We start from the raw sequence: 16,086 nt of genomic DNA on the forward strand, positions 1-16,086 counted from the left end.
GGACGTCCGGCGGTTACGGCTGCGACACCGGAACCGGACGAGGAGTGGACCATGGCCGTCAGCACCGGCGCTGGGCAGGCGGGAGACAGGGCGTCGGCCCAGGCGCGACCAGGACGGGGCAGTACACGGCGGGAGGTGGTGTGCGGTCTGCGTCTCTGCGTCTTCGCCGCCGTCGTTGCGGCCCCGGTGGCCGCAGCCCTCCGGTCGCAGCACACCGGATCCGGGCACGCCCCGAGCGGCACGGTCTTCACCGAGACCCGTCGCGGACACCACATCGGCGTGGTGTGGACCCAGCCCCGCGGCCCGGCCGGGCAGGGCCGGTGGCACGTCACGGTGGACGGCATCCCTCTGCATCTGATGCGCCGGGCCGACGGCACCTGGCTGAGCATGGTCGACCACTACTGCTCCCATCCCTCACCGATCGAGGCCGCCCGCGCCGCCGTCGACGCACTCGGCCCCGGCCGGCGCCTGCGTGAGCCGGCCCCGGCACGTGCGGGTCACGTCCACACGGAGAACCGGCGTGGCGTACGTACGTAAGGACGCCGGTACGCTCACCAGGGCCGAGCAGCGGCGGTTCGTCAAGGCGCTGCTGGAGGTCAAACGGCGGGGCGAGTACGACGAGTTCGTGCGGATGCACATCGAGTACTTCTCCGCGGACGGCGAGCACGGACTGCGCGCCGCGCACATGGCGCCGTCGTTCCTGCCCTGGCACCGCCGGTTCCTGCTCGACCTGGAGCGGGCCCTGCGCCGGGTGGACCCCTCGGTGACCGTGCCGTACTGGGACTGGACGCGTGACCGCAAGACCACCTCCGCGCCCTGGACGGCCCATCTCCTCGGGGGTAACGGGCGCCGTGCCGACCACCAGGTGACGACCGGTCCGTTCGCCTATCGGGAAGGCAACTGGACCATCAAGGTGAACGTGACCGACAGGGTGTTCCTCACCCGGGACCTCGGACGCCCCCGCGACCCGATCGGCCTGCCCACGAAGAGCGAACTGGAGTGGGCGCTGGAGGACCCCGTCTACGACGTGGCGCCCTGGGACTCGACGGTCACCCGGGGTTTCCGCAACAAGCTGGAGGGCTGGGGCACCGGCCGCAGCGACACGGCCTGGCGCAACCACAATCGGGTACACGGCTGGGTCGGTGGGGACATGCTCGGCGGCGCCTCCGTCAACGACCCCGTGTTCTGGTTGCACCACGCCTTCATCGACCTGCAGTGGTACCGCTGGCAACGCCGGCACCGCGGTGCCGGCTACCTCCCCGCGACGCCGCCGGGCCGGGGCGATCGGCAGCACGGCCGGATCGTGGCACGGCGCCAGAGCCTGCCGCCGTGGGACGTGACGCCGGCGGAACTGGAGGACGTCGGCCGGATCTACCGCTACGCGTGAGGTGACACGGATCGTCACCCGGCACGGGGAGAGCTCCGGAAACGGGAAGAGCCCCGGCCCTTGGAGGGCCGGGGCTCTCGGGTTCACGACCGCAGAAGTCAGTGGCGGTGGCCGCTCTTCTTGCTGCTCTTCTTGTTGTCGTGGTTCTTGCCGTCCTCGTTCTTGCACTCGTTGCCGACAGCCGGGTTCAGCGCGCCGATCACGTTGACGGTGTTGCCGCACACGTTGATCGGCACGTGAACCGGAACCTGGACCACGTTGCCGGACAGGACGCCGGGCGAGCCGATGGCAGCGCCGTTGGCGCCGGCGCCCGCGGCGGCGAGACCGGCTCCACTGAGCACCACGGCGCCCGTGCCGAGAGCAACAGCGCCAACCTTCGCGATGCGAGACATCACGTTCTCCCTTACTGACTAGGTAAGTGCGGCAGCAGTACGAGCGGCCGCACTGCCCGTTCAACGCGACGACCCCGAACCGGTCACGACAAATCTGCTCCGGATCACCCGTCTTGAACAGCGGCTCCGCCAAACGGGTGGCGATCGCGGCCTCTCGCTCGCTCCCGGCCTTTGTCCGGCTGTAGTGATGGGGGACGGCAGCGGTCCGGGGGCCGTCCGGCACGGGGCCATCCGGCGGATGCACGGCTCCGCTGTGACGTGCGCTTTCACAAGAAAGTCACGACGCGGGGCGTTTCGCATGGCAAAAGCGCCAAACGCCGCTTATGTTGGCGACTGTCAGTGACCGGACCATAACGGTCTGTGTCGACTCGAGAATCGGAGAAGTAATGCGCAAGTACCAGAAGGCCGCGGTCGTCATGGCCATGCTCGGCAGCGTCAGCTTCCTCGGCGCCGGCGTTGGTCACGCTGCGGGCGGGGACGACAAGATCAAGATCGACAACGACCAGACGCAGGCCTGCTCGCAGAACGACGAGACCACGGGTCTGGTCAACGTCGACGACGTGAACGTCAACGTTGCCGCCCTCCTGGGCCTGGGCCAGCAGGACAACAGCGAGCGCGAGTCCCTGACCTGCTCGCAGGCCTTCTCGCTGCGTGGCGGCCACTGATCAGGTTGATCCAGGCAGGCCCCGGCGCTCGAACCATGTGTCCGAGCCCCGGGGCCTGCCGCCTTACTGAAGGAAAAAGGCAGATGTTCGACTCGAAGAAGACCGCGGCGGTGGCGATGGTTCTGGGGGCTTTCGCTCTGATGGGCCTCGGGGCCGTCCAGGCGTCGGCCCAGGGCGGCCCCGGTACGTGCGTCGAGGACAGCGCCGGGCATGTCCGCTGCGTGCAGATGAGTGAGTACCAGGTCATCAAGGACAAGCGCGGACGCGTCACCGTCGTCAACGACTCGACGCAGGCCTGTCCGGCGTCGCGCAGCCAGGTCAGCTGCGTCGACAGCGTCGTGGTTCCTGTCGCCGGGTCCTGACCTCCCGCTGGCCGGTGCGGGCTCGGTCTGACCAGGGGTGTGCGCGGCGCCGGTGGTTCGGGGATTCGCTCCCTGCCGTATCGGTGAGCAGCACTACAAAACGTCTTTTCCAGAAACTTACGCGAATGGGCGTTTTGCGCAGGCGGTAGCCGTGCAGGCCGCCTAGAGTTGGCAACTGTTGGTGACCAGTCCACTACGGTCTGTGTCGATTCGAGAAATCGGAGAAGTAATGCGCAAGTACCAGAAGGCCGCGGTCGTCGCGGCCATGCTCGGCAGCGTCAGCTTCCTTGGCGCTGGCGTTGGTCACGCTTCGGACGGCGACGAGGCCGTCAAGATCGACAACAAGCAGGCCCAGTCGTGCGAGCAGAACGACTCGCGTACGGGTCTCATCAACATCGACGACGTGAACGTCAACCTCGCCATCCTGGGCCTGGCCCAGCAGGACAACAGCGAGCGCGAGTCGGTGACCTGCTCGCAGTCCTTCACCCTGGGCAAGTAATCACCCACCAGGTGATGCAGGCAGGCCCCGGGGCTCGAACCAGGTGTCCGAGCCCGGGGCCTGTCGTTTGGCTTCTTTGCCGGTAATGCGTCCGGAACGACTTGGCCGCCCGGCGGTGGCAAGTCGACCGTAAAGGAAAAGGTAAATGCTCACTTCGAAGAAGATCGCAGCGCTGGCGGGAGTTCTGGGGAGCTTCGCTCTGGTCGGTGTCGGTGCCGCCCAGGCCTCCGCCAACGGTGGCCCCGGCAAGTGCGTCGACGACGGCAACGGTCACGTTCGCTGCGTGGAACTGAGCCAGTACACGTACACCACCGACAAGGGCAAGGTCACTGTCGTCAATCACTCGACGCAGGAATGCCCGACCTCGCACAGCCAGGTGTCCTGCGTCAGCAGCGCCGTCGTTCCTGGCAAGAAGGCCTGACTCCCGCCCAGACCGAGGCGCTCGTTCATGGCGGCGCCCCTGGAGTCCACCCGCACAGCGGGCCATGGCCGGGACCCGATACCGGTCCCGGCCATGAGCGTGTCGTGGAGCTGCGGTCGAGGTGCGCGCGTCAAGGCAGCCGTCGTACCGGCGCGCCGGCGAGGAACGCGCGGATGTCCTCGACCGCCTGCCCGTAGTACGTCGCGTAATTGCCGCGAGAGACGTAGCCGAGGTGCGGGGTGGCGAGCAGGCGGGGTGCCGTACGCATCGGGTGGTCCGCGGGAAGTGGTTCGACGTCGAAGACGTCCACGCCGGCTCCGGCGATACGGCCCGTGTGCAGGGCGTCGAGCAGGGCGTCCTGGTCGACGATCGCCGCACGGGAGGTGTTGATCAGGTAGGCGGTCGGCTTGAGGAGGGCGAGCTCGGCCGGACCCAGCAGGCCCCGGGTGCGGTCGCCGAGCGCCAGGTGAACGGAGACGAAGTCACTGTTCGCGAGCAGCTCTTCCTTGGAGCCGGCACGTTCGACGCCGACCTCGTCGGCGCGCTCGCGGGTGAGGTTCTGACTCCAGGCGCTCACGTGCATGCCGAAGGCGAGCCCGACCTGGGCGACCCGGCCGCCGATCTTCCCCAGGCCGAGCAGCCCGAGCCGCCGGCCGTGCAGATCGGCGCCGACGGTGCTCTGCCAGGGACCGCCGGAGCTCAGGGCGTTGCTCTCCTGGACGATGCCGCGGGCGAGGCCGAGCAGCAGGGCCCAGGTCAGTTCGACGGGCGGGGTGGAGGAACTGGCCGTGCCGCACACCGTGACGCCGTGTGTCTCGGCGGCCGCGTAGTCGATGACGGAGTTCCGCATGCCGGAGGCGACGATCAGTTTCAGCCGGGGCAGCCGGGCGATCAGCGACCCGGGGAACGGGACGCGTTCGCGCAGGGTCACCACGATGTCGAAGCCGGCCAGGGCGGCGGCGAGGTCGTCCTCGCCGTCGATGTGCCGGTCGAAGGACACGACCTCCACGTCGTCCGCGACCACCGACCAGTCGGCGGCCTCGGCCGCCACCTGCTGAAAGTCGTCCAGTACAGCGCAGCGCAGCCGCACGTCGTGCCCCTTTCACGGCCCAGGGTCCGGTTCACCGGCCATGATCGCGCGTTCGCCGGGGGTGCGGGAAGTGCCTGCCGGGAACCGTGTGGTCAGGAAACGGCCCTCGCCGGTCCCCCTGGCGCGGCCGCGGCGCTCCGCAGGGCCAGGAGACCGGCGAGGGCGGCGGTCCCGGCCGTGAGCACGAGTGCCCCGGCCGTCAGCGCGGTCAACGGCCCGCGGGCCAGGGCCGGGACGGCCGAGCCGGTGAGCGCGATGCTGAGCGGGACCAGCACCGGCCCGCAGACCACCGCGGCCCGCAGCAGCGCGACCGCGCAGGTCAGCACGGCCTCCCAGGCCGGCGTCCGCACGACCTGCGCGGACTGCGCGCCGGCCGGCCGCAGCAGGACGAACTCCCGGCGGCGGCCGGCCGTCGCCGTGCTCAGGGTGTTGACGACGGAGAGAGCGTGAACAGGTTGATCACCGTCAGGAGCAGCAGCACGCAAAGGTCGGCCGCGCCGAACTCCGAGGCATCCCCGGTGCCACCGCCACCGCCACTGCCATCGTCACCGTCACCGACGCGGGTGCCCGGGAAGTCCGCCGCCCCCGCCTTGCGCCAGGGCCCCGATCGCCGCACCGGCTGCGCGGAGACTGCGAGCCGCTGCGCCTCCCGCGGGGAGTGGAACACGGCGTACTGGCGCGGCGGTTCGCGGTGCGGGTCGGCGATGCCGGAGACCCGCCAGGAGCGCAGCCCGTCCGGGCCGGTCAGCCGTACGGTGCCGCCCGCCCGGGCGTCCAGGCGTGCGACCAGGGCGACGTCCAGCACGACTTCGCCGTCACCCGCCGGAGGCGCGGCCCGCCGTCCGCAGCTCCCCGGCCCGCGGCACGAACGGCTGCCCGGCCGACGACCCCGTCCGTTCCCGCGTAGCGCTCGGCGGGGGAGCCGGCACGGGTGCCCGACTCCAGCAGAACGGCACACGCCGTCGTCATGACGAGCGAGGGCACGAGCACCACGAAACTGGCCGCCCAGCTTGCTCTGCGGCCCGAGGGGCCGCCATGCGAGTCGTAACACGGGCGCCTGTCAGGGTGGTTGGACGCTAGCCGACGCCTACCCCGGCGGAGCCAATACGGCGAGACCTCCACCAACCCCAGACCGCGTGGCTCACCATCGCGATCGCAACGGCAAGAGCCGTGAACCGGACTGTGGTCCAGGTACCCAGAACGACCTGACTCGGCCCGCGCGCCTCTGTCTCCAGGCGCATGGAAGTCTCATAAAAGGCCACCAGGGGAACAAGCAGCCGGAAGAACAGGCCCCCGATTCCCGGCGCCTGTGCGAGGTTCCCCAGGAATCCAAGGGGTGCTCCGAAGAAGAGTGCGAGCACACCCCAGAGGGCAATTCCGGATGAACTCGCACCTGAGGAATACATTCCACCCAGGGAGGCCAGGATTCCCTTCATCAGGTAGTAGGCCACGACACCGACAGCCAGCCCCAGAGACGCGAGGGCTACCGATTCGATTTTGGACCGACGGAAATAGCCCACCAGGAACGCGTAACAGGCCCATGGCCACCCGCCTGTGAAAACGGCGCCAACGGCCGTACCTGGACGGCCACCCCAATACTCAGCGACAGGCCCTGTCAGACCAAGCAACAAGCCAAGCCCGAGTGGCACCGCAAACGACGCGACCCGAGCACCCGAAAAGTTCACTCTCTCCTCGTTCCGGTTCTTGCAATGGCATGACTCCGGGCTCGTGTACGCCCGGAGTCATGGCCCATCCGAGGGAGATCAACCCTCATCGCGGCGGATTTTAATCACTCATTGCTGTAGAAGGCGTGGCAGGTCCATGCCGCACCCTGTGTTGAGTTGGCGTAGGAAGTCTTCCCCTTCGCCACCCAGCCACTTGAATGATCGACGTTCCGCACCCTGACCGTTGACTTGTGCTTCACGTCAGCGATGTAGTTCGAGTAGCACTTCTTTCCAGCCGACACCAGATCGTACCCATAGCACCATTTGCCATGAGTCACATTCTGGCAGGTATTCTCCTTTACCTGAACGGCCGATTTGCTGACTTCCAGCTTCACAACGCCCCACTCGGAGGGGTTACCCAGTTCTGCCGGCGGGGCGACGCCGTCACCTCTCTTGTGGATGACGGGCTTCCCGGTTATGAGGCCGCCGCCGGCCTGGACCACGGAATTGCCGGTACCGGTTCCGCTCCGAGAGGCGTCGGCCGCCACAGGGGTGGCTACGCTGGAAACCGCAAGCGCGGCGCCCGAAATGGCGAACAGTATCGACTTTCCAAGCCTATTCACGTTACTCCTCCTCCGCTCCCCGTTAGCGGGGTTTCGGAAGGATCTTCTACGAGGGCGCTGTGACGGTCAAGGCATGGCCGATTTACGGCCCTTGCGCGGCCTGAAATCATTCCCCCGCTCCGCCACGCCCGACGGATGACGGAACCGGCGAGGGATGCCGCCCGACTCGCCTTGGAGCAGCAGATCACCGGTCGGCAGGAAGTAGGGGGCCGTCGTATGGGCGCTGGGTGCCTGACGAAGTGGTTGAACGGTGGGAGCAAACCCGCCCACGTCGCCGAGTGGGCCGGGAACAGCGTTGCGGTGCTCCTGGCCGACCTGCGCGCGATGAGCCGAGGGCCGGCTGCCCGACCTGAAGAGGCGGCTCGAAGCTGCCGGAGATCTTCCTGAGCGGCCGTCCGCCGGACGACCTCGCGGCCCGCAGGCGCATCGACACGTCCGGCGGGACCTGGTAACAGCCGGACAGCCTGGACCCCACCCTTGATCACCAAGATGGCGTTCCAGGGTTTCACCGCATCGGCCGGCATGGGACCTGACCAGCAAAAAGCCCTCCCGAACGGGAGGGCGGAGACTTGCGCCCCCGGCAGGACTCGAACCTGCGGCCAAGCGCTTAGAAGGCGCCTGCTCTATCCACTGAGCTACGGGGGCCGGGTGTGGTGGCCTCTGTCTTGGTGCCCGGGTGTGGGCCGATCCGTGACGTTGCCGGGGACAAGGATAGGGCTCCCGCGTCCTTGTCCCTGTTGCTTCGCCTCCGTGGCTCGATGTGGAGGTTCGGTGAAGCGGTCCTGATAATCGCAGGCAGGTACGAATCGTGCATCGCTTTTGGCGTCAGACGCATCGGGTGTTGTGCACTCGTTATGCCTGGAGTCGTCCCGTGTCCCAGTCGTCCCTTCCGTCCCTTGTGTTCCGTCGGCGCGCAGACATGCTCATATGCTTCAGAATTCCCCTAAAATTGGGCATTCTTCGCATGTGGTGACCTTGGACGTACGGCCTCAGCTGCTCGACGCACTCTCCGCCCTGCGCGACCGTGTCGCCGCCGCACGCTTCCCGCTGCCCCTGGCGGGGGCCCCACGCGCGCGTGCCAACCGCGACGAACTCCTCGCGCAGCTCGACGACTACTTGGTGCCCCGGTTGCGGGACCCCGAAGCGCCGCTTCTGGCCGTCGTGGGCGGGTCGACCGGAGCCGGGAAATCGACGCTCGTGAACTCCCTCGTCGGTCGGCGGGTCAGCGAGGCGGGCGTGCTGCGGCCCACGACACGCACCCCCGTGCTGGTCTGCCATCCGGAGGACCACCACTGGTTCAGCGGGATGAGGGTGCTGCCCGACCTCACACGCGTCTGGGTGCCCCAACAGGAGTCCACCGACGACCTGCTGCTCCCCGGCGAGGACCCAGCGCGCGTACTGCGCGTCGAGAGCGCCGAGACGCTCCCGCCCGGCCTCGCCCTCCTCGACGCGCCCGACATCGACTCCCTGGTCTCCGACAACCGGGTCCTGGCCGCCGAACTCATCTGCGCCGCCGACATCTGGGTCATGGTCACCACGGCCGCCCGCTACGCCGACGCCGTCCCCTGGCACATGCTGCGCACCGCCAAGGAGTACGACGTCACCCTCGTGACCGTGCTCGACCGGGTGCCTCACCAGGTGGTGAACGAGGTCTCGCGGCAGTACGGGGCCCTGCTCACCAAGGCCGGGCTCGGCGAGGTGCCGCGCTTCACGGTGCCCGAACTGCCCGAGTCCGCCTGGGGCGGCGGGCTCCTGCCGGCCTCCGCCGTCGCCCAGCTGCGCACCTGGCTGGTGCACGTGGCCCAGGACCCCGCAGCCCGGCAGCAGGTCCTCGCCCGTACGGCCTACGGCGTCCTCGACTCCCTCAAGTCCCGGATGCCCGAGCTGGCCGGGGCCGCCGCCGCTCAGTACGCCGCCGCCCTGCGGCTCACCTCCGCCGTCGAAGGGGCGTACGACAGCGAGCACGCGCGCGTGCGGGGCCGGTTGCAGAGCGGGGCGGTCCTCGCCGGGGACGCGCTCAAGCGGTGGCGCGCCTTTCCCCTGGACTGCACCGCCGCCGAACTCCTCGACGCGCTCGTGGAGAGCCTCAGCGCGCTGCTGCTGTGCGCCGTCACCGCCGCCGACGAGCGCATCGGCGACGCCTGGCGGCGTGAACCGGCCTCCAGCGCCCCGGAGCTCGCCGCACACGACTCCGGCGCCGACAGCGCCGAGCACCGCATCGGACTCGCCGTACGGCGGTGGCGGCGCGAGCTCGAAGAGCACGCCGAGGACGAGGTGCGCGAACTCGACCGCAACCTCGCGCCCGACCCTGAACTCGTCGCGGCCCTGGTCGCCACCTCCCTGCTGGGCGGCCGCCGGGGCCGGATGGCGGGGGAGGGCCTCGCCGAGCGGATCGGCGCCCATGGAGCGCTGCGGCTGCGCGACCGGGCCGGGCGACTGCTCACCCAGCACGTGGACCGGGTCATGCACGCCGAACGCGAGCGCCGGCTCGCTCCGCTCGACGCGCTCGACGTCCTCCCCGAGCCCCAGGCGGAGCTCATCGCCGCGCTGTCCGTACTGCAGAAGGAGAGGTGACCGGTGACCGTCACCGACCAGGACCCCACCGAGCACGCCGATCAGCCGGACGACGACGCCCACGGCAACGGCGGCGGCGCCACCGGCCGGAGCACCCCGGACGGCGAGCGCGCGACACGTACCGACTCCACCGAGACCTGGGACGACGGACTCATCGCGCGCCGGGTCGCCGAGACAGCCGAAGGAGACAGGTTTCCCATGACGGACAACCGCTCCGCCGTCCCTCCGACGGTGACCCCGCTGGTGTACGACGGGGCGCTGCGCTCACGGCTGGAGGCCCTGCGCGAACTCGTGGGGCTCTCCCGCACCCGGCTCGACAGCAGGACGCTCTCGGGTGCCGGCCGGGTACTCGACGAGGCGTCGGCGCGGCGCAGGCTCTCCGGGCAGCACACCGTCGTCGCCATCGCGGGCGCCACCGGCAGCGGCAAGTCGCAACTGTTCAACGCGCTCGCCGGGGTGACCATCTCGGAGACGGGCGTACGCCGTCCCACCACCGCCGCGCCCATCGCGTGCAGCTGGAGCGACGGGGCCGCCGGCCTCATCGAACGGCTCGGGATCCCGCCCCGGCTGCGCCGCCGGCCGTTGCCGACCGGGGACGGCGAGTCGCCGCTGCGCGGACTCGTCCTGGTCGACCTGCCCGACCACGACTCCGCGGCCGTACAGCACCGCCGGCACGTGGACCGCATCCTCGGACTCGTCGACGCGGTCATCTGGGTCGTCGACCCGGAGAAGTACGCCGACGCCGTCCTCCACGAGCGCTATCTGCGGCCGATGGCGGCCCATGCCGAGGTCATGTTCGTCGTCCTCAACCAGGTCGACCGGCTGCCCGGGGAAGCCGCCGAGCAGGTTCTCGACGATCTGCGGCGGCTCCTCGACGAGGACGGCATCGCCCTCGGGGAGTACGGCGAGCCGGGCACGACCGTGCTCGCGCTGTCCGCGCTCACCGGGGACGGTGTCGGAGAACTGCGCGAGGCGCTGGGCCAGTTCGTGTCGGAACGCGGGGCGGCGAACCGCCGCATCTCGGCCGACGTGAACATCGCCGCGGCACGGCTGTGGCCCGTCTACGCCACACAGCGGCGGACCGGGCTCAGCGAGCAGGCCCGCGAGGAGTTCTCCGACCGGCTCGCGGACGCGGTGGGCGCCACGGCGGCGGGCGAGGCGGCCGAGCGCGCCTGGCTGCGCAACGCCAACCGGGCCTGCGGCACGCCCTGGCTGCGGCTGTGGCGCTGGTTCCAGGACCGCGGCGAGCCCACGACGGGCCGGCTCCCCTCGCGACCACAGGCCGACGAGGAGGCGACGGCCCGTCAGCGGGTCGAGCAGGCGGTACGGACCGTGGCCGACCGGGCGTCGGCCGGGCTGCCGGCGCCCTGGGCGCAGGCGGTGCGCGAGGCGGCCGTCCGTGGTTCGCAGGGGCTGCCCGAGGCGCTGGACGAGCTGACCGCGCGCGCGGGCGTGCCCGCGGGGCGGCCGCCGCGTCCTGGGTGGTGGCCGGTGGCCGTCCTCACCCAGGCGTGCATGACGATCCTGCAGTTCCTGGGCGGTCTGTGGCTGCTGGGCCAGATCATCGGGGTCATGGCGCCGAACCTGGGGGTTCCGGTGCTGCTGATGGTGATCGGCATCGTCGGCGGACCGCTCATCGAGTGGAGCTGTCGGATGGCGGCCCGCGGCCCGGCCCGGCGCTACGGCCTGGAGGCGGAACGCCGGTTGCGGGAGGCGGCGGCCGGATGCGGCCGGGCCCGGGTCCTGGATCCGGTGGCGGCGGAGCTGTTGCGGTACCGGGAGGTCCGGGAGCAGTACGGGAGGGTGGTCGGGGCGGGGCGGTGAGACCCGGGGCAGCTTCGTCACCCACGCCGCCCCACCCGTCACCTCTCACCCCGTCACCCGTCGCCCCGTCATCACCCTTCCGGGTGACGGCGTTGTCCACAGGCACCCGGCGATCCACAGCGCTCAGCGGGCCCGGCCCGGCGACGGCAGTCTGGACGACACAGCCGTACGGGACGGGCCCGTACGCGTGTCGGCCCGGTGCGCTGCCGCACTCCGGGCGAGGGAGGGTTCACGATGAACGAGACGATGGTCTGCGCGGTGGGCAGGGTGGCGACGCAGCCGGTGTACCGGGAGGTGGCGTCCGGCCCGTCGGCGAGGTTCCGGCTGGCGGTGACCGCACGCTACTGGGACCGTGAGAAGAACACGTGGACGGACGGGCACACCAACTTCTTCACGGTGTGGGCCAACCGCCAGCTGGCCACGAACACGGCGGCGTCGCTGACGGTCGGCGAGCCCGTGATCGTGCAGGGCAGGCTGAAGGTGCGGACCGATGTACGCGAGGGGCAGAGCTGGACGTCGGCGGACATCGACGCCGTGTCGATCGGACACGATCTGGCCTGGGGCACCTCGGCCTTCAGGCGCGCCGGCAAGGCGGAGACGGCACCTGCGCCGACCCAACCGGAACCCAACTGGGAGACATCGCCCGATGGTTCGGCGGAACCATCGGACCAAGCGGCTCAACAGCATTCGGAGCCAGCGGTATTGACATAGCGTCAACCACCGCACCGCATCCGCCCGCCCGCCCGAACTACGGCTTATCGCCCGGTGCACCCGAACGATCAGGGGTGGATTTGTCGATAAGCCCTGCCCACGAGGGATCTTGGCGATAACGATTCCGAGTCGGATCACTCGTCCGACCGTCTGACCGGCGGGCGGGGTCCGCCGCGTACCTAGGATGCCGGACATGGTTCTCGGGTCTCTTGTGTCCTGTGAGGCCTCTGATTCTGCTGGTGGGACCGTCCCCCCACGTCAACGGTCCTGCTCGAAGGGGAATTCGGTGTTTGCTTCGTTCTCTGAGGTGTTCGTACGCAGGCGAGCGGCGACCCGTCTCGCCACCGCGACAGTGGTGTCCGGGCTCGTCGCCGCGGGCGGTCTGGCCGGTGCCGGCCGGGCGGTCGCCGACGAGACGACGCAGAGACAGGGCGGAGCGGCCGCGACGATAGGTGGCCTCAAGACGTACGGAGCGGCAGTGATACACGCTGGCACCGGCGACCAGGAGATCTCGGCGGGCCTGTTCGAGATGTCCGTCGACGGCGGCGGCATGCTGCAGACGTACTGCGTCGACCTCCACAACCCCACGCAGCGGGACGCCAAGTATCACGAGACGCCCTGGAGCGGCACGTCCCTGGGCAGCAACAAGGACGCCGGCAAGATCCGCTGGATCCTGCAGAACTCGTACCCGCAGGTGAACGACCTCGCGACGCTGGCGCGAAAGGCGGGCGTGCGCGGCCCGCTGACCGAGCAGGACGCGGCGGCCGGCACCCAGGTGGCGATCTGGCGCTACTCGGACGACGTGGCCGTCGACGCCCTCGACCCGCAGGCCGAGCAGCTCGCGGACCACCTGGAGAAGAGCGCCCGCGACCTGCCCGAGCCCCGGGCCTCGCTCACCCTGGAGCCGCCCGCCGTCTCCGGCCGGCCGGGGGAGCGGATCGGACCGGTGACGGTGCGCACCAACGCCGGCAGCGCGACGGTCACCCCGCCCGCGGACGCCGCCACGAGCGGGGTGCGGGTCGTCGACAAGCAGGGCAAGGCCGTCACCAGCACGTCCGACGGCGGGCAGGTGTTCTTCGACGTGCCCGAGGACGCGGCAGCCGGTACGGCGGACCTGACCGTGCAGGCCTCGACGACCGTGCCGGTCGGCCGGGCCTTCGCCTCGGAGAACCGCAGCCAGACCCAGATCCTGGCCGGCTCCAGCGAGTCGACGGTGTCCGCGACGGCCGGGGCGACCTGGGCGAAGCAGGGCCCGGTCCCGGCGCTGTCGGCGGCGGAGAACTGTGCCGAGGGCGGCGTCGACATCATCGCGTCCAACCAGGGCGACGAGCCGTTCACCTTCGAACTGGCCGGCCTGGAGCACACCATCGCCGCCGGCGAGACCCGCACGGTGACGGTGCCGCTCCAGGAGGACCAGGCCTACGACTTCACGATCAACGGCCCGGGCGGCTTCGAGAAGCGCTTCACCGGCATGCTGGACTGCCGCACGCGCAGCAGCGACACCGGCACCACCACCCAGACCCTCAGCGAACCGAGCCCGGCGACGGTCGGCGGCACCGCCACGGACACCAACCTCGCCGAAACGGGCAGCTCGGAGATCACCCCCGTGATCGTGGGCGTCGCCATCGGCCTGGTCCTGATCGGCGGGACGACGCTGGTCGTGCTGCGGCGCAGGGAGGCCACGGCGGGCGAGTGACCGGCCGGGCGGCGACGCCCGGGCCGCTCGCGCCCTCCGTCAGCGCCCTCCGCCAGCGCCGGCCGTCAGCGCCGGGCGAGGAGTTCGAGGGTGTCGATCACACGGTTCGAGAAGCCCCACTCGTTGTCGTACCAGGCGACCACCTTGATGTGGCGGCCGTCGACGCGGGTGAGGGCCGAGTCGAAGATCGACGAGGCCGGGTTGCCCGTGATGTCGGCGGACACGAGCGGGTCCTCGGAGTACTCGAGGACGCCGGCGAGCGGGCCCTCCGCCGCGGCGCGGTAGGCCGCCAGCACGTCGTCGCGCGTCACGTCACGGGCGACGGTCGTGTTGAGCTCGACGATCGAGCCCACCGGAACCGGCACGCGGATCGAGTCGCCCGACAGCTTGCCGTCGAGGTTCGGCAGCACGAGACCGATCGCCTTGGCGGCCCCCGTCGTGGTCGGCACGATGTTGACGGCGGCGGCGCGGGCGCGACGGGCGTCACGGTGCGGGCCGTCCTGCAGGTTCTGCTCCTGCGTGTAGGCGTGCACCGTCGTCATGAAGCCGTGCTCGATGCCCGCCAGCTCGTCGAGCACCGCGGCCAGCGGCGCGAGCGCGTTGGTCGTGCACGAGGCGTTCGAGACGACCGTGTGCACGTCCGGGTCGTACGCGTCGGTGTTGACCCCGAACGCGAGCGTGACGTCGGCGCCGTCCGACGGCGCACTGACGAGCACCTTCTTCGCGCCGGCGTCGAGGTGCGCACGGGCGGCCTTGGCCGAGGTGAAGCGGCCGGTGGCTTCGAGGACGATGTCGACACCGAGTTCGGCCCAGGGGAGCTGCGCCGGCTCGCGCTCGGCGAGCACCTTGATGCGACGGCCGTCGACCACGAGGGCGTCCCCGTCGGCGGTAACCGGGCGGCCCAGCCGGCCGGCCGTCGTGTCGTAGGCGAGCAGCCGGGCGAGGGTGGCGGGCTCGGTGAGGTCGTTGACGGCGACGATGTCGAGCTCGCTGTCGCGTTCGAGCAGTGCGCGCAGCACATTGCGTCCGATGCGGCCGAATCCGTTGATCGCGATGCGCGTCATGAGTGGTGGTGTCCCTTCGATCTCTCCGGTTCGCCACCAGCGTCGCGGCACGCGGACGCCCGGGACAGCGGCGTGATCGCCACGGTTCAAAAGGATCGCGCCACGGACAGCGCCACGGCCTGCCGGCTACTCGCCCCGGGCGAAGGTGCGCCGGTACTCGCTCGGCGTGGTGCCGAGGATGCGCTGGAAGTGCAGCCGCAGATTCGCGCCGGTGCCCAGACCGACGTCGGCGGCGATCTGCTCCACGCCCCGTTCCGAACGCTCCAGTAGCTCACGGGCCATGTCGATACGGGCGCGCATGACCCACTGCATGGGTGTGTACCCCGTGTCCTCGACGAAGCGTCGCGACAACGTACGGGGCGAGACCGCCGCGTGCCGCGCGAGCACGTCGAGGGTGAGGGGCTTGCCGAGCCGGCGCAGCGCCCACTCCCGGGTGGCGGCGAACCGCTCGCCCAGCGGCTCGGGAACGCTGCGCGGCACGTACTGCGCCTGGCCGCCGCTGCGATAGGGGGCCGCGACCAGGCGCCGGGCCGCGTGGTTCGACGCGGCCACTCCGAGGTCGCCGCGCAGGATGTGCAGGCACAGGTCGATGCCCGAGGCGGCACCCGCCGACGTCAGGACGCTGCCCTCGTCCACGAACAGGACGTCCTCGTCGATCCGGACGAGCGGATGCTTCGCCGCGAGCGCCCGTGAGTAGTGCCAGTGCGTCGTGGCGCGTCTGCCGTCGAGCAGGCCCGTGGCGGCGAGCGCGAAGGCACCCGTCGAGATGGCGGCGAGCCGCGCGCCCCGGGCATGGGCCGCGATCAGCGCGTCGACGACGGCCCGCGGCGGGTCGTCGCGGTCCGGGAACCGGTAGCCGGGGATGAAGACGATGTCGGCCCATGCCAGCGCGTCGAGCCCGTGCGCCACGTCGTACGACAGACCGTCGCCGCCGGTCACGAGCCCGGGCGCCGCCCCGCACACGCGCACCTCGTACGGCATGCTCGCCCGGGTCGTGAACACCTGCGCGGGAATGCCGACGTCGAGCGGCTTGGCCCCCACGAGCACGAGGACGGCGACGCGATGCAGGCGGGAGGACGGCACGGGGACAGCGTACGAGGGAGCAGGTACTCCC

The 16,086-nt window shown here is 70.6% G+C and carries 17 protein-coding genes and 1 tRNA gene; 10 read left to right on the forward strand and 8 right to left on the reverse strand.

Annotation, left to right across the window (positions count from 1 at the left end; genetic code table 11):
* Positions 1-51: 51 nt before the first annotated feature.
* A complete protein-coding gene (locus OO68_RS38640) occupies positions 52-537 on the forward strand; it encodes a tyrosinase family oxidase copper chaperone (RefSeq protein WP_033314154.1) in 486 nt (161 codons plus the stop codon).
* A complete protein-coding gene (locus tag OO68_RS38645) occupies positions 521-1,387 on the forward strand; it encodes a tyrosinase family protein (protein ID WP_033314156.1) in 867 nt (288 codons plus the stop codon). The genes OO68_RS38640 and OO68_RS38645 overlap by 17 nt, the downstream gene beginning before the upstream one ends.
* 98 nt (positions 1,388-1,485) lie before the next feature.
* Here the strand turns inward: OO68_RS38645 and OO68_RS38650 are convergent, their stop codons facing one another.
* Entirely contained in the window at positions 1,486-1,779 is a 294-nt protein-coding gene (locus OO68_RS38650) for a chaplin (protein ID WP_033314157.1), read from the reverse strand.
* Positions 1,780-2,165: 386 nt separating this feature from the next.
* Between OO68_RS38650 and OO68_RS38655 the strand changes: the two genes are divergently transcribed.
* The 4 genes from OO68_RS38655 to OO68_RS38670 all read left to right on the forward strand — a co-directional run bounded on the left by OO68_RS38655 (position 2,166) and on the right by OO68_RS38670 (position 3,726).
* The gene (locus OO68_RS38655; RefSeq protein ID WP_033314158.1) at positions 2,166-2,444 is read left to right on the forward strand and encodes a hypothetical protein; all 279 of its coding nucleotides are present in this window, start codon (positions 2,166-2,168) and stop codon (positions 2,442-2,444) included.
* An 83-nt stretch (positions 2,445-2,527) separates the two neighbouring features.
* Positions 2,528-2,806, forward strand: coding sequence for a hypothetical protein (locus OO68_RS38660; protein WP_033314159.1), 279 nt, complete (start codon positions 2,528-2,530; stop codon positions 2,804-2,806).
* A gap of 229 nt (positions 2,807-3,035) precedes the next feature.
* The gene (locus tag OO68_RS38665; protein ID WP_033314160.1) at positions 3,036-3,305 is read left to right on the forward strand and encodes a hypothetical protein; all 270 of its coding nucleotides are present in this window, start codon (positions 3,036-3,038) and stop codon (positions 3,303-3,305) included.
* Between the two features lie 145 nt (positions 3,306-3,450).
* Positions 3,451-3,726 carry a hypothetical protein gene (locus OO68_RS38670; RefSeq protein WP_033314161.1) on the forward strand — a complete coding sequence of 92 codons (276 nt, stop codon included), beginning with the start codon at positions 3,451-3,453 and terminating at the stop codon, positions 3,724-3,726.
* Between the two features lie 130 nt (positions 3,727-3,856).
* Here OO68_RS38670 and OO68_RS38675 read toward each other — a convergent pair whose 3' ends face one another.
* The 5 genes from OO68_RS38675 to OO68_RS38695 all read right to left on the reverse strand — a co-directional run bounded on the left by OO68_RS38675 (position 3,857) and on the right by OO68_RS38695 (position 7,748).
* On the reverse strand, positions 3,857-4,816 hold the full coding sequence (locus tag OO68_RS38675) for a D-2-hydroxyacid dehydrogenase family protein (RefSeq protein WP_033314162.1): 960 nt from the start codon (positions 4,814-4,816) through the stop codon (positions 3,857-3,859).
* Positions 4,817-4,908: 92 nt separating this feature from the next.
* Positions 4,909-5,301 (reverse strand): FtsX-like permease family protein, encoded by a 393-nt coding sequence (locus tag OO68_RS38680; protein WP_106974529.1) that lies wholly within the window; start codon positions 5,299-5,301, stop codon positions 4,909-4,911.
* Positions 5,238-5,621: a hypothetical protein gene (locus OO68_RS38685; RefSeq protein ID WP_033314164.1), complete on the reverse strand. Its 384-nt coding sequence runs from the start codon at positions 5,619-5,621 to the stop codon at positions 5,238-5,240. The genes OO68_RS38680 and OO68_RS38685 overlap by 64 nt, the downstream gene beginning before the upstream one ends.
* Positions 5,622-6,605: 984 nt before the next feature.
* Positions 6,606-7,103: a lactococcin 972 family bacteriocin gene (locus OO68_RS44930; protein WP_078625753.1), complete on the reverse strand. Its 498-nt coding sequence runs from the start codon at positions 7,101-7,103 to the stop codon at positions 6,606-6,608.
* A 572-nt stretch (positions 7,104-7,675) separates the two neighbouring features.
* Positions 7,676-7,748 (reverse strand) — tRNA-Arg (locus OO68_RS38695).
* 321 nt (positions 7,749-8,069) lie between these two features.
* Between OO68_RS38695 and OO68_RS38700 the strand changes: the two genes are divergently transcribed.
* The 4 genes from OO68_RS38700 (at position 8,070) to OO68_RS38715 (ending at position 13,908) form a co-directional block, all read left to right on the forward strand.
* The gene (locus OO68_RS38700) at positions 8,070-9,677 is read left to right on the forward strand and encodes a dynamin family protein (RefSeq protein ID WP_033314166.1); all 1,608 of its coding nucleotides are present in this window, start codon (positions 8,070-8,072) and stop codon (positions 9,675-9,677) included.
* A 3-nt stretch (positions 9,678-9,680) separates the two neighbouring features.
* Entirely contained in the window at positions 9,681-11,501 is a 1,821-nt protein-coding gene (locus OO68_RS38705; protein ID WP_033314167.1) for a YfjP family GTPase, read from the forward strand.
* A gap of 234 nt (positions 11,502-11,735) precedes the next feature.
* Positions 11,736-12,212 (forward strand): single-stranded DNA-binding protein, encoded by a 477-nt coding sequence (locus OO68_RS38710; protein ID WP_033314168.1) that lies wholly within the window; start codon positions 11,736-11,738, stop codon positions 12,210-12,212.
* Positions 12,213-12,498: 286 nt separating this feature from the next.
* Positions 12,499-13,908 (forward strand): Cys-Gln thioester bond-forming surface protein, encoded by a 1,410-nt coding sequence (locus OO68_RS38715; protein WP_033314169.1) that lies wholly within the window; start codon positions 12,499-12,501, stop codon positions 13,906-13,908.
* Positions 13,909-13,973: 65 nt separating this feature from the next.
* Here the strand turns inward: OO68_RS38715 and gap are convergent, their stop codons facing one another.
* Both gap and OO68_RS38725 read right to left on the reverse strand, forming a co-directional pair.
* Positions 13,974-14,972, reverse strand: coding sequence for a type I glyceraldehyde-3-phosphate dehydrogenase (gene gap / locus OO68_RS38720; protein ID WP_033314170.1), 999 nt, complete (start codon positions 14,970-14,972; stop codon positions 13,974-13,976).
* Positions 14,973-15,098: 126 nt separating this feature from the next.
* On the reverse strand, positions 15,099-16,055 hold the full coding sequence (locus tag OO68_RS38725) for a GlxA family transcriptional regulator (protein ID WP_033314171.1): 957 nt from the start codon (positions 16,053-16,055) through the stop codon (positions 15,099-15,101).
* Positions 16,056-16,086 lie beyond the last annotated feature (31 nt).

The organism is Streptomyces iakyrus (assembly GCF_000717055.1).
GTDB lineage: Bacteria > Actinomycetota > Actinomycetes > Streptomycetales > Streptomycetaceae > Streptomyces > Streptomyces iakyrus.

Excerpts from the sequence above, each read along its gene's own strand:
- OO68_RS38640 (WP_033314154.1), top strand. The coding sequence starts at position 52 with ATGGCCGTCAGCACCGGCGCTGGGCAGGCGGGAGACAGGGCGTCGGCC.
- OO68_RS38650 (WP_033314157.1), bottom strand. The coding sequence starts at position 1,779 with ATGTCTCGCATCGCGAAGGTTGGCGCTGTTGCTCTCGGCACGGGCGCC.
- OO68_RS38655 (WP_033314158.1), top strand. The coding sequence starts at position 2,166 with ATGCGCAAGTACCAGAAGGCCGCGGTCGTCATGGCCATGCTCGGCAGC.
- OO68_RS38660 (WP_033314159.1), top strand. The coding sequence starts at position 2,528 with ATGTTCGACTCGAAGAAGACCGCGGCGGTGGCGATGGTTCTGGGGGCT.
- OO68_RS38665 (WP_033314160.1), top strand. The coding sequence starts at position 3,036 with ATGCGCAAGTACCAGAAGGCCGCGGTCGTCGCGGCCATGCTCGGCAGC.
- OO68_RS38670 (WP_033314161.1), top strand. The coding sequence starts at position 3,451 with ATGCTCACTTCGAAGAAGATCGCAGCGCTGGCGGGAGTTCTGGGGAGC.
- OO68_RS38710 (WP_033314168.1), top strand. The coding sequence starts at position 11,736 with ATGAACGAGACGATGGTCTGCGCGGTGGGCAGGGTGGCGACGCAGCCG.
- gap (WP_033314170.1), bottom strand. The coding sequence starts at position 14,972 with ATGACGCGCATCGCGATCAACGGATTCGGCCGCATCGGACGCAATGTG.